The organism is Phocaeicola acetigenes, from assembly GCF_027529745.1.
GTDB classification, from domain to species: Bacteria; Bacteroidota; Bacteroidia; order Bacteroidales; family Bacteroidaceae; genus Phocaeicola; species Phocaeicola acetigenes.
Genome location: NZ_JAPZVM010000003.1, coordinates 106,670 through 119,109, shown reverse-complemented (window position 1 = coordinate 119,109; position 12,440 = coordinate 106,670). Strand labels below are relative to the sequence as shown.

The 12,440-nt window shown below is 40.7% G+C and carries 9 protein-coding genes; all 9 read left to right on the top strand.

From position 1 onward, the window contains the following. The first annotated feature begins 15 nt into the window (after nucleotides 1–15). Nucleotides 16–684 carry a DNA alkylation repair protein gene (locus O6P32_RS05045; protein ID WP_178266984.1) on the top strand — a complete coding sequence of 223 codons (669 nt, stop codon included), beginning with the start codon at nucleotides 16–18 and terminating at the stop codon, nucleotides 682–684. Nucleotides 685–718: 34 nt separating this feature from the next. Beyond that, complete coding sequence (locus tag O6P32_RS05040; protein ID WP_405370785.1) at nucleotides 719–1,204, top strand: Fur family transcriptional regulator; 486 nt, start codon at nucleotides 719–721, stop codon at nucleotides 1,202–1,204. 23 nt (nucleotides 1,205–1,227) lie between these two features. Then, a complete protein-coding gene (locus tag O6P32_RS05035) occupies nucleotides 1,228–2,499 on the top strand; it encodes an adenylosuccinate synthase (RefSeq protein WP_178266983.1) in 1,272 nt (423 codons plus the stop codon). Between the two features lie 609 nt (nucleotides 2,500–3,108). Then, on the top strand, nucleotides 3,109–5,052 hold the full coding sequence (locus O6P32_RS05030; RefSeq protein ID WP_178266982.1) for an ABC-F family ATP-binding cassette domain-containing protein: 1,944 nt from the start codon (nucleotides 3,109–3,111) through the stop codon (nucleotides 5,050–5,052). Nucleotides 5,053–5,081: 29 nt separating this feature from the next. Continuing rightward, a complete protein-coding gene (locus tag O6P32_RS05025) occupies nucleotides 5,082–7,118 on the top strand; it encodes a M13 family metallopeptidase (RefSeq protein WP_269877162.1) in 2,037 nt (678 codons plus the stop codon). Nucleotides 7,119–7,288: 170 nt separating this feature from the next. Beyond that, nucleotides 7,289–7,912 carry a hypothetical protein gene (locus tag O6P32_RS05020; protein WP_269877161.1) on the top strand — a complete coding sequence of 208 codons (624 nt, stop codon included), beginning with the start codon at nucleotides 7,289–7,291 and terminating at the stop codon, nucleotides 7,910–7,912. A gap of 165 nt (nucleotides 7,913–8,077) precedes the next feature. Continuing rightward, the gene (locus tag O6P32_RS05015; RefSeq protein WP_269877160.1) at nucleotides 8,078–8,641 is read left to right on the top strand and encodes an RNA polymerase sigma-70 factor; all 564 of its coding nucleotides are present in this window, start codon (nucleotides 8,078–8,080) and stop codon (nucleotides 8,639–8,641) included. Nucleotides 8,642–8,643: 2 nt separating this feature from the next. Continuing rightward, nucleotides 8,644–9,627, top strand: a complete 984-nt coding sequence (locus tag O6P32_RS05010; RefSeq protein WP_269877159.1) for a FecR family protein — start codon at nucleotides 8,644–8,646, stop codon at nucleotides 9,625–9,627. Nucleotides 9,628–9,641: 14 nt separating this feature from the next. Next, nucleotides 9,642–12,224: a TonB-dependent receptor gene (locus tag O6P32_RS05005; protein WP_269877158.1), complete on the top strand. Its 2,583-nt coding sequence runs from the start codon at nucleotides 9,642–9,644 to the stop codon at nucleotides 12,222–12,224. The last annotated feature ends 216 nt before the right edge of the window (nucleotides 12,225–12,440 follow it).

Here is a 12,440-nt window from a genome sequence, read left to right as displayed (position 1 = left end):
TTTAAAGGAAAAACTATGGCAGATGTACATGAAACAATAAAAGATATAAAGTCGAAATTCCGTTTGTTTATGAACGGAGTAATTTCGCAAAGCATGCGTGAGAAAGGCTTGGGATACAAACTGAATTTCGGTATAGAGTTTCCCCGTATCAAGGAGATTGCTGCTGCTTACGAACCCAATCATGAAGTAGCTCAGGCTTTGTGGAAAGAGAATATCCGCGAATGTAAGATTCTGGCAGGATTATTGCAGCCGGTAGATTCTTTTTGTCCGGAGATAGCAGATATCTGGATAGAAGACATGCACTATCCGGAATTGGCAGAATATACTGTAATGAATCTTTTCCAGCGTTTGCCTTACGCGTCGGAGGTGGTATTCCGTTGGATGGCCGATGACCGTGAGTACTTCCAGTTATGCGGCTTCCTGCTGATGGCCCGTCTGCTGATGAAAGGTCAGAAACTCAACGAGCGGGCAGAGGCCGAATTCCTGGATCAGGCATTTACGGCTTTGGAAGGAGATATCGTAAGTGTGCAGAAGGCCGCAGCATTGGCCTTGTGCAAGTTTGCATTGCAGTCGAAAGACAATGCACGCAAAATGGGTAAACCTTTGCAGGCCCTGCTAAAGTCGGAGAAAGAGAATGTACGGTTGCTGGCTGGTGAAATCAGATTGGAGATAGAATATTTATAAATAATCTTTCCCAATTACATAAAAAAGGCTATCTTTGACGGCTGAACGGATTACTCAGATGGAAGAGGATATAAGAGATAAGGCAAAGCAGATTCTGACAGAATACCTGCAAAAGAACGGGCATCGAAAGACACCTGAACGATATGCTATACTCGATACCATTTATACCATCAAGGGACATTTCGATATTGATGAGCTATATTATCATATGGCAGAGAAAGAAAAGTTCCGTGTAAGCCGTGCTACCCTCTATAATACGATTATTCTTTTGATCGATGCCGGTCTGGTTATCAAACATCAGTTTGGCAATACTTCCCAGTACGAACGTTCGTACAACAATGAAACCCACCATCACATGATATGCACTTCGTGCGGTAAGGTCTCGGAGTTTGAAGACGAGGCTTTAAAGCAGGTGATAGCACAAACCCGTATGAAAGGGTTTCATGCACAACATTATTCGTTGTATATTTACGGACTCTGCAGTAAGTGTATGGGAGCCAGACGTAAAAAAAGTAAGTAAGAATTATAAAATAAAGAGAAATCATGAAAGTAGATGTCTTGTTAGGTTTACAATGGGGCGACGAAGGCAAAGGTAAAGTAGTCGACGTATTGACTCCCCGCTACGATGTGGTAGCCCGTTTCCAGGGTGGTCCGAATGCCGGTCATACACTTGAGTTCGAAGGTCAGAAATATGTACTTCGTTCTATTCCTTCGGGTATTTTCCAGGGAGATAAAGTGAACATTATCGGTAATGGCGTAGTACTTGATCCTGCTTTGTTCAAGGCTGAAGCCGAAGCGCTCGAAGCAAGTGGCCATCCACTGAAAGAACGTTTACATATTTCGAAGAAGGCACATCTGATTTTGCCTACTCACCGTGTATTGGATGCTGCTTACGAAGCTGCCAAAGGTGCATCGAAGGTAGGTACAACAGGTAAGGGTATCGGTCCTACTTATACAGATAAAGTGAGCCGTAACGGTTTGCGTGTAGGTGATATCTTGCATAATTTCGAAGCAAAATATGCAGCTGCAAAGGCACGCCATGAACAGATTCTGAAGAGTCTGAATTATGAATATGATATTACTGAAGTGGAAAAACAGTGGATGGAAGGTATCGAATATCTGCGTCAGTTCCCCTTGGTAGACAGCGAACACGAAATCAACAACCTGTTGAAAGAAGGAAAGAGCGTGTTGTGCGAAGGTGCACAGGGTACAATGCTGGATGTAGACTTCGGTTCTTATCCGTTTGTAACTTCTTCTAATACCATCTGTGCAGGAGCTTGTACCGGATTGGGATTAGGTCCTAACAAGATTGGTGAGGTATATGGTATCATGAAGGCATACTGCACCCGTGTAGGAGCAGGTCCGTTCCCTACAGAACTGTTCGATGAAACCGGAAAGACAATCCGTGATTTGGGTCACGAATACGGAGCTGTAACCGGACGTGAACGTCGTTGTGGTTGGGTAGACTTGGTCGCTTTGCGTTATTCTATCATGGTGAACGGAGTTACTCAGCTGATTTTGATGAAGAGCGATGTGTTGGATGGCTTCGATACAATCAAGGCTTGTGTAGCTTACAAGGTGAATGGAGAAGAAATCGATTACTTCCCATACGATATCACTGAAGGTGTAGAACCTGTATATGTAGAAATGCCAGGATGGAAGACCGACATGACTAAGATGACCAGTGAAGATGAATTCCCTGAAGAATTCAATGCATACATCTCATTCTTGGAAGAACAGTTGGGTACACCTATTAAGATTGTTTCTGTAGGTCCCGACCGTGCACAGACTATCGAACGTTATACAGAAGAGTAAACAGACTTTATAGTCTTTAAATAAGGGATAAGCCCGGCAAATATCCGTATGGATGTATGCCGGGCTTTTTATTTTGTGGCTTTTGGATGGATATATGAAGGATTTAGCACAGAGGAATAATGAGATCTGTCGGAGGCTTTAATCGCCGTCGTTGAATGCAGAGTTGCCGTCGTTGGATATATAATCAGCGTTGTCGGTTGTACAGCCGACGTCGTCGTCTTGAATTTACGAATGGAAGGATAGATTTATATCTATGGTAATGAATGCTTTTCTTGCTGATAAACTGGGTTAAAGAATACCGGTAAAAGAAGTCTGTTTACAAAAGGGCATAAAAAAAGGAGTACCGCTGTACTCCAACCTTTGTTAACCTTAAATCTAATACTATGAAAAACACAGTGCAAAGGTACGGACTTTCGGCTTATCTGCAAATAAAAGCTCAATAAAATGCTGTTTTATAACACTATTTAAGAAGCATAAATTTCCTTTTACTAAAATGCAGAGGAAAATGATGTGTGAATTGTCTCCGTGTCTGAAAAAAAGGACGTTAGCATATCAATCCTCAGATAAAAATTATAACTTTGCCAACACTTTGTAAAGAAATTGAAGCCCATGATTTCAATAGAAGGACTGAAAGTTGAGTTTGGAGTGACACCTTTGTTTGAGGATGTCTCGTTTGTGATTAATAAGAAAGACCGTATTGCGCTGGTTGGAAAGAATGGTGCTGGAAAGTCGACTATGCTGAAAATTCTGGCAGGTCTCCAGCAGCCTACCGAGGGGGTAGTAGCCGTACAGCGTGGAGTGACTATCGGTTATTTGCCACAGGTAATGATTCTGAGTGATACGCGTACGGTGATGGCTGAGGCCGAGATGGCTTTTGAGCATATATTCGAATTGCAGGATCGTATTGCGCGTATGAATCAGGAGTTGGCAGACCGTACCGATTACGATTCGGAAAGTTATCATGAGTTGATAGAACGTTTTACACACGATAATGAGCGCTTCCTGATGATGGGAGGTACCAATTATAAGGCTGAGATAGAGCGTACACTGACTGGGCTTGGTTTCAGCCGGAGCGATTTCGACCGTCCTACTTCCGAGTTCAGTGGCGGATGGCGTATGCGTATCGAGTTGGCGAAGTTGTTGTTGCGTCGTCCGGATGTATTGTTGCTCGACGAGCCTACCAACCACCTCGATATTGAAAGTATCCAGTGGCTGGAGAATTTCCTTAAAGTCAGTCCGGGTGCAGTCGTGCTGGTAAGTCACGACCGTGCTTTCATCAACAATGTCACTAACCGTACAATTGAGATTTCCTGCGGACATATCTACGATTATAAGGTTGCATACGACGAGTTTGTGGTGTTGCGCAAGGAACGTCGCGAGCAGCAGCTCCGTGCGTACGAGAATCAGCAGAAAGAAATAAAAGATACAGAAGACTTTATCGAACGTTTCCGCTATAAGGCTACCAAAGCTGTGCAGGTACAGAGCCGCATCAAGCAGCTGGAAAAGATTGTGCCGATTGAAATCGACGAAGAAGATACTTCTTCGCTTCGTCTGAAGTTTGCACCGGCCATGCGTTCGGGAAACTATCCGGTGATTTGTGAAGGAGTGAAAAAGGCTTATGGCGACCACGTAGTATTCCACGATGTAACACTGACTATCAACCGTGGTGAAAAAGTAGCGTTTGTAGGAAAGAACGGTGAAGGTAAGTCTACCCTTGTCAAGTGCATCATGGATCAGATTCCGTATGAAGGGAAACTGGTGATAGGTCATAACGTACAGATTGGCTATTTTGCACAGAATCAGGCACAGCTTTTGGACGAAAACCTTACTGTATTCGACACTATAGACCGTGTGGCCAAAGGAGATATCCGTCTGAAAATTCGTGATATATTGGGGGCTTTCATGTTTGGAGGAGAAGCTTCCGAAAAGAAAGTCAAGGTGCTTTCCGGTGGAGAACGCAGCCGTCTGGCTATGATTAAACTGCTGCTTGAGCCGGTGAACTTCCTTATTCTGGACGAACCGACCAATCACCTTGATATGCGTTCAAAGGATGTGTTGAAAGAGGCTATCCGCGAATTCGATGGTACGGTGATTGTAGTTTCACACGACCGTGAGTTCTTGGACGGACTGGTCACCAAAGTTTACGAATTTGGTGGGGGAGTCGTGAAGGAGCACATCGGTGGTATTTACGATTTTCTGCAGAAAAAGAAGATGGAGAGCCTGAACGAACTGCAGCTTTCCCAGTCGCCTACGGTGGCATCCAAGAAAGAAGAAACTGTACAGGCCAGCGAAAACAAGCTTTCTTATGAAGCGCAGAAAGAGCTGAATAAAAAGCTCCGCAAGGTAGAAAAACAGATTGCCGACTGTGAGAATCGTATAGAAAAACTGGAATCGCAAGTGGCAGAACTGGAGTTAAAGATGGCTACACCCGAAGGTGCTTCGGATATGAAACTTTACGAACAGCATCAACAGCTGAAACAGCAGATTTCTGAGGCGGAAGAAGAGTGGGAGGCAGCCTTGATGGAGCAGGAAAGCCTCACTGTAAAAGAATAAATTACTTACTGTTTTAATAATATTGAAGTATGAAAACAAAACATTGTGTAGCTGTTGCAGCGTTTGCTCTTACTGCAATGGCAAGTTGTACAGGCCAGAAAGGAGTACAGAGTACTTCGGGTATTGATCTGGCAAATATGGACACAACGGTAGCTCCTGGACAGGACTTCTTCCGTTATGCTTGTGGTGGATGGAATGACGCACATCCGCTGACTGCAGAGTATTCGCGCTATGGCACTTTCGACATGTTGTTCGAGAATAGTCAGAAGCAGGTACGCGAATTGATTGAAAGCTGTGCCGCACAGAAAGGAACTCCCGGAAGCAAGGAACAGAAGATAGGAGATTTATATACTTTGGCTATGGACAGTGTGAAACTGAACAACGACGGGGTTACTCCTATTAAGGCTCAGTTGGAAGAAATAGCTGCTATCACAGATAAAAGTCAGATTGTACCGATGATGGTAAAACTGGCAAATTGTGGTGTGGGTACTTATTTTAGCAGTTATGTGTATGCCGATCCTAAGAATAGTACTGTAAATATTTTCCAGATTGCTCAGGGAGGTATCAACTTGGGTGAAAAAGAATATTATCTGGATCAGGATTCTGTGACAGTTAATATCCGCGAAAATTATAAACAATACATCAGCAAGTTGTTCCGTCTGGCTGGCTTTACAGAGGCCGAAGCACAGCAGAAAATGAATGATGTGTTGGAAATAGAGACTGCCATTGCACAGGCATCGTTCAGTGCGGTAGAACGTCGTGATCCGGAAGCCAACTATCATAAGATGAGTTATGCGGACTTGAAGAAAAACATTCCGGGGGTAGACTGGGATGCTTGTCTGAAAGGATTGGGAATACAGGAAGTGAAAGAACTGAACGTAGAACGTTTGGAACCGATTCAGAAAGTAGGTGATTTGATGAATACATTGCCTGTATCTAAACATATCTCTTACTTGCAGTATAATTTGATTGATGCAGCAGCTTCTTATCTGAGCGATGACTTTGTTGCTGCTCGTTTCGATTTCTATGGTAAGGTATTGTCTGGACGTCAGGTAAATCAGCCTCGCTGGAAACGTGCGGTCAACTCTGTAAACGGAATGTTGGGTGAGTTGGTAGGACAGATGTATGTAGAGAAGTATTTTCCTGCTGCCGCAAAAGAACGTATGTTGAAGCTGGTGAAGAATTTACAGGTAGCTTTGGGTGAACGTATCCAGGCACAGGAATGGATGAGCGACAGTACTAAAGTGAGAGCACTGGAAAAACTGAATGCTTTCCATGTAAAAATCGGTTATCCGGACAAATGGAAGGATTATTCTGCTTTGAAGGTAGAAAAAGATTCTTATTGGGCTAACGTGTGTCGTGCAGCTAAATGGGGATTGGATGATATGTTGAGCCGTATCGGCAAACCGGTAGATAAGGATGAATGGCTGATGACTCCTCAGACTGTCAATGCATACTACAATCCGTCTACAAACGAAATTTGTTTCCCGGCTGCTATTCTGCAATATCCGTTCTTCGATATGAATGCAGATGATGCTTGTAACTATGGAGCTATCGGTGTAGTAATCGGACATGAAATGACTCACGGATTCGATGATCAGGGACGTCAGTTCGATAAATATGGTAACTTGAAAGACTGGTGGGCAGAAGGCGATGCAGAACGTTTTACAGAACGTGCAAAAGTTATGGTAGACTTCTTCAACAAGATTGAAGTATTGCCGGGATTGTATGCAAACGGTGCACTGACATTGGGTGAAAATATTGCCGATCACGGTGGTTTGAAGATTGCATACGCTGCGTTGCAGCATGCCATGAAGGAATCTCCTCTGGGTGTTGAAAATGGCTTTACTCCAGAACAACGTTTCTTCCTGTCGTATGCACTGGTATGGGCTGGCAATATTCGTGACGAACAGATTCGTGTTTATACTAAATCGGATCCTCACTCATTGGCAGAATGGCGTGTAAATGGTGCTTTGCCTCATATCCAGGCATGGTACGATGCTTTCGGTATCACTCCGAACGATTCGATGTATATTGCACCTGAAAAACGTGTCAATATCTGGTAAGAAACATAACCTTTAAGGTAATTATAGAATGGAATGTCCTCTTGACGAAAGTCGGGAGGACATTTTTTTTATATTTTTTGAAGAGAGGCATAGGGGTTTTTAAGTAATCCTGCGTTATGTCAGTGAAAAGAAAGAAAAAAGAATCATTAACTAACTAAACACATTGAATTATGAAACTGAAATTTTTCGCATTGTCTCTCTTTATGGTAGCTGGTTTTAATGTAGTAAATGCACAGAGTACTACACAAGATTTTGTGGCAAATGATAAAAAACACGATTTGAGAATCTCTGTGAGCGATGGATTGACACAAGGGAGTGTAGATATCCTTGGTATGGGAATAGAAGAGGCTATTACTGGAACGAAGCGTTCGGACAGTAAATACAGTATGATATATGGCTTGGGCTACAGATATTCTATCAACCGTTTCAGAGTAGGTGCTGACCTGGGATTCGGAATGTCGAGCAGTAAACTTTCTATAGCAGGAGAAAAGACTCCATCGATAAAGGAGAAAGATTTGCGCTTACTTGTTCTTCCTACTGCTGAATTTGTTTACTACAAGCGCAGACTAGTGGAGTTGTATGGAACGGCTGCAGCCGGTGTAAACTTCTCAAGACACAGTGAAACTCCCGTTGATAAAAAAACATCTGAAAAAAAGGCAAACTTCAGTACTGATTTTGCTTATCAGGTAAATCCGATAGCTGTGAGAGTGGGAAACGAACGTGTAGGAGGTTTTGTTGAAGCCGGTCTTGGAAATAAAGGATTTCTTACTGCCGGATTAAGTTTTAAGTTTTAAACCTTGCAATTTAATATCACAGACAGGCAAAACGGAGCTGAAGTGAATGGTATATCACAAATCCGGCTTGCCTGTCATTAAAAAATGATTCCAATCATTAGGGTTTAAATTCATAATCTGTATATTTGTAATATACATCTGATACTCACAAATAAATGTCGTCCAATGAATACTGACAGAAAAGAAATTTTCAAGTCCAGGTTCAATGAACACTACACTAGACTTTGTAGTCTTGCATATGAATATGTTTCCGATGCAGACGATTCGGAGGATATAGTGCAGGAGCTTTTCATTACTATATGGGATAAGGGAAAGGATGCTCTTCCCGACAAGGAGTTTGCTGCGTATATTACTACGGCAGTGAAAAATGCATGTATTTCATTTTTGCGTAAAAAAGACTCGTGTGTGATGTCTATAGAGGAAAATCCGTCGGCTGGAGCCTGTTTATGGGATGAGGAGGCTATGGATGATGAGAAAAAAACGCCTGAGGAAATCTTGAAAGAAGCACTTTCCGTGCTTCCTCCTAAGTGTAAAGAGATATTCTTGTTATCGAAACTCAAAGGGATGAAATATAAAGAAATAGCCCAAATGCTGTCTTTGTCCGAAAAGACAGTAGAAAATCAAATGGGAAAAGCCATTAAGTTGCTTAGAGAATTTGCAGCGACCTATATAGTTACAGTTGTAGTTTTTATCACTTTAGTTCTATCAATCATTACCAGCCATAAATAAAGATGAAATATACAGAAGACTATATTAATGAATTGTTAGCTAAATATATTGCAGGAGAAACATTGTCCAGGCAAGAAACTGATGATATTCAAGAATGGATTGCGTCGCATACGCAAGAATACAATCGGTTGGTAAAGCTTGTTTCTCCACAGAAGCCGCCGGTTTTCAATACCGAAAAAGCTTGGGAAAGAATAGAACAGCATATAGATAGAAGTATTTCTCAGGAAAAAAAGGTTTATAGCATAACCGACGGAAAGAAAAAGAGAGTAAGTATGTCTGTGTTCTATGTAGCTGCTTCAGTAATAATTCTCATGGTTGTTTCTACGCTCTTTTTCCTAAAAAGTCAGCAGACAGAGGAAATGTGGTATGCCAATCATTCTACAGTGAAAGAGAAAATCTATCTGCCGGACAGTTCGTCTGTTATATTGTATCCGAATGCCAATGTAAGCTATAAATCCCGTGGAGATAAATATGCACGAGAAATAAAGTTAAATGGTAAGGCTTTCTTTGATGTAAGGAAAATGAACGGAAGAGCCTTCAAAGTTGAAGCAGAACGCATTCTGGTTGAGGTATTGGGTACATCGTTTCTTGTAGATGCGGCAAACGACGGAAAAGCCGGAGTCTATGTCAAAACGGGTATTGTAAGTGTCAAGTCGGAGAACAATAAGGTCGTGATAAAAGCCAATCAGAAAGCGGAATTAGAACATAATGTCTTAAAGACTGGAAGTATTGAAAATCCATTCCAGATTTTCGAAGAACAACCTCGTTCTCTCTCGTTTACAAATGTGGCTATAGCAGATGTCGCTGCAAAAATAGAGCAAGTTATCGGGTTGAAAATTGATGTAGAAAAGAAATTGCAGAATAATAAAATTACAAGTAAGATAAACTTGGATGATGTAGACGCGATTGTAGTAGAATTAGCTTTTCTGTGCGATTGTAAATATGAGGTGATTGAACCGGGAAAACATTATAAACTTTATAAATAAAAGGGATTACTGGCATGATGCAAAAGCCGATACAGGTAGTATTGTTTCTGTTCGTTTTTCTGAGTATAAGCAATGTCTGGTCTGAGGATTTGACAAAAGACTGGAATACTGAGTTTATAAGCATGGAAAACACAGGCAATTCTATCCAAAGTTCTGATAAAAAATTGGTAGATGAAGTTTTGTTTGTCAGAGCTTCATCGGCTTCTGTACTCCAATGGTTCCGGTTTATAGAAAAGCAAAAAGGAGTTTCAATTTCGTACAATCCGTCTAATGTAGATTCTGAGAAGAACTGTATCGTACCGCAATCGGCCACAATGACTATATCGCAACTTCTTTCTATTTTGTTGAAAGACTATAAATTCAGTCTTACAGAAATGCCCGGAAGAAAAATTGTGATACGTATTGATTCAAAAAACGAATATATGGTTTCGGGTATCATTTCAGATAATACAACATCTGAAAGACTATATGGAGCCATGGTTGCAATTACAGATAGTGAAGGGAAGCTGTATTATACGGTAAGTAATGAAAATGGTATCTTTTATCAGGAGCTGACAGAAGGAGCGTATAATTTGGAGGTTTCTTATATGGGCTTTGAAAAATATTCAACTTCACTTCATCTGTATGGAGAGAAAAGTGTGAATATAAAATTAAATCCTATGCTTTTTGAGGTTGGTGAGGTGACAGTACAGTCTATGAGAAATGAAGTAGAGTTGTCGGAAATCACATCTTCAGGAATGCTTTCGTTCAATGGCAATGATTTGTTCTCGCAAATATGGATCTTGCCTGGTGTAACAGGAATCCCTACCGGAAACAATTTTATGGTGAACGGGGGAAGCTATGATGAAAATATCATTCTTCTGGATGGAGTACCTGTATTTCATCCGGGACATATCAGTGCTCAGTTGCCGCAGTTTTGTGGAGATGCCATCAAAAACATCGTTTTTCATAATGGTTTTTTCCCAATCAGGCTGGAAGGTGGCTTATCGTCTGTTACTGAGTTTAACTTGAAAGATGGTAACAAAAACGAGCATTTGCGGATATTTTCTATCGATATGCCGGCAGCATCACTTACTTTAGAAGGGCCTTTCATAAAAAATAAGTTATCTTATCTGTTCAGTGTAAGGAGAAGCTGGATGGATTTTTTTGATCAGTTACTTTCTGAGCAAAATAAGCAAAATCATTATTCACTGGATTTTAATGCAAAACTTTCGTATTATCTTTCTCCTACCAGTTCGATAAAGCTTTTGGCATATAATACGTATGATGAGTTTAGAATCCCCATATATACTGAAGAAGCTATTCCTGTGGTGAAATGGAATAATCAGATTTATAAACTATCTTATAATGGGCAGTGGGGAAAACTGGGTAATGTAACTTCTGCTTATTATTCGGCATATTCAAGCCGTGCCAATGCCGATGTGCTTGGCTTTGGTTCGGATAACGAGGAAAGTACCGATGGGGGGTGGGATGCCGAATTGGGAGATGAATGGAATGGCAATGAATCAGTAAATTCTGAAATTGTTGATAATGAAATAGGTAATGGAATAAAAACATTCAATCTTTCCACAGAGTTCAGTTATAGTCCGGAGAATATTTATTCTGTCCGTTTGGGGGCAAAATATACACACGAGAGGTATGAAATGGCTGCTTTTGGAGGAACTCGTCAGAAGCAGGCTGAGGCTATAAACCAATATTCGGTTTACTATGATAATTATTTAAGATTGTCTGATAAAATTTCCACTCGTGTGGGTGTACATTTTGTGGCTTACAGTCCGGTAAATTATCGGAATTATTACAGCATACAACCTCGGTTTGCGCTGAACTATACTCCGGATAATAATAATATGCTCTATCTTAATTTTTCAAAGATGGAACAGTTTTATCATTATATAAGCTTTAATGGATTTGCTCTTCCGACAGATTTTAGAATGCCCAGTATCGAAGGATTTAAACCGCGCTCGTCGGAACATTATGAAGTGGGATGGAAAAATAACTTTGCGGGAAATAAAGGAAAGATAGAAACATCTGTGTATTATAAAACAAGACGGAATCTTGTGGCCTTGGGGCCAAGTGCAGTGGTAGTGGATAATGATTGGAGTAAATATATGATAACAGGGAAGGGAGATAGTTATGGTATAAAATTCTTTCTGTATTATATGTATGACAGATGGACGTTCCAGCAGTCTTATACATATTCCCGTAGCAGGGAATGGTTTAATGGGCTTGAACATTTGGGAAAACTTCCGTCATTGTATGATATACCTCATTATTCGGCGAGTGCTTTGTCGTATAAGCTAAATAAATCATCTGCTTTCTCTTTAGGTTGTATTATGAAATCGGGTAGGATTCAGGTTGAGGATAATTGGCTTGAGGAAGATAAAAAAATAGGTTTTAGGACAGATCGTGGAAAATTCAATTATAGACTGGATGTGGGATATACATTTAAGAAAGAGTTTGATGATAAATCTTTAGTTCTCAGATGTGGATTGTATAATGTATTAGGTAATCCTCCTGAAGAAGATATTATAGACTTCTATTCTATACATATTTCTAAAAACTGTTTCCCATATGGAAGCATAAGTTTTAAGTTTTGAATTCTTACGCAATGCTTTGTGTTTGATTTTTATTTTGTCCTTCAGATATATGGCATGATAGCTGTGATATTATTTTGAAAATCATCCGTATGTGACTTCTTCTGTTGAACAATTTGTTATTTTTTTTAGTTTTATATGAATGACTGGATCTTGACTGACTTTTATTGGCTATTGTGTCTATAAGATAAGTATACTTCGAATCACGAATTAGAAAAG

What these genes read in the sequence shown, in the direction of transcription:
- O6P32_RS05025 (WP_269877162.1), top strand. Translation starts at nt 5,082, where the DNA reads ATGAAAACAAAACATTGTGTAGCTGTTGCAGCGTTTGCTCTTACTGCA.
- O6P32_RS05035 (WP_178266983.1), top strand. Translation starts at nt 1,228, where the DNA reads ATGAAAGTAGATGTCTTGTTAGGTTTACAATGGGGCGACGAAGGCAAA.
- O6P32_RS05015 (WP_269877160.1), top strand. Translation starts at nt 8,078, where the DNA reads ATGAATACTGACAGAAAAGAAATTTTCAAGTCCAGGTTCAATGAACAC.
- O6P32_RS05045 (WP_178266984.1), top strand. Translation starts at nt 16, where the DNA reads ATGGCAGATGTACATGAAACAATAAAAGATATAAAGTCGAAATTCCGT.
- O6P32_RS05010 (WP_269877159.1), top strand. Translation starts at nt 8,644, where the DNA reads ATGAAATATACAGAAGACTATATTAATGAATTGTTAGCTAAATATATT.
- O6P32_RS05030 (WP_178266982.1), top strand. Translation starts at nt 3,109, where the DNA reads ATGATTTCAATAGAAGGACTGAAAGTTGAGTTTGGAGTGACACCTTTG.
- O6P32_RS05005 (WP_269877158.1), top strand. Translation starts at nt 9,642, where the DNA reads ATGATGCAAAAGCCGATACAGGTAGTATTGTTTCTGTTCGTTTTTCTG.
- O6P32_RS05020 (WP_269877161.1), top strand. Translation starts at nt 7,289, where the DNA reads ATGAAACTGAAATTTTTCGCATTGTCTCTCTTTATGGTAGCTGGTTTT.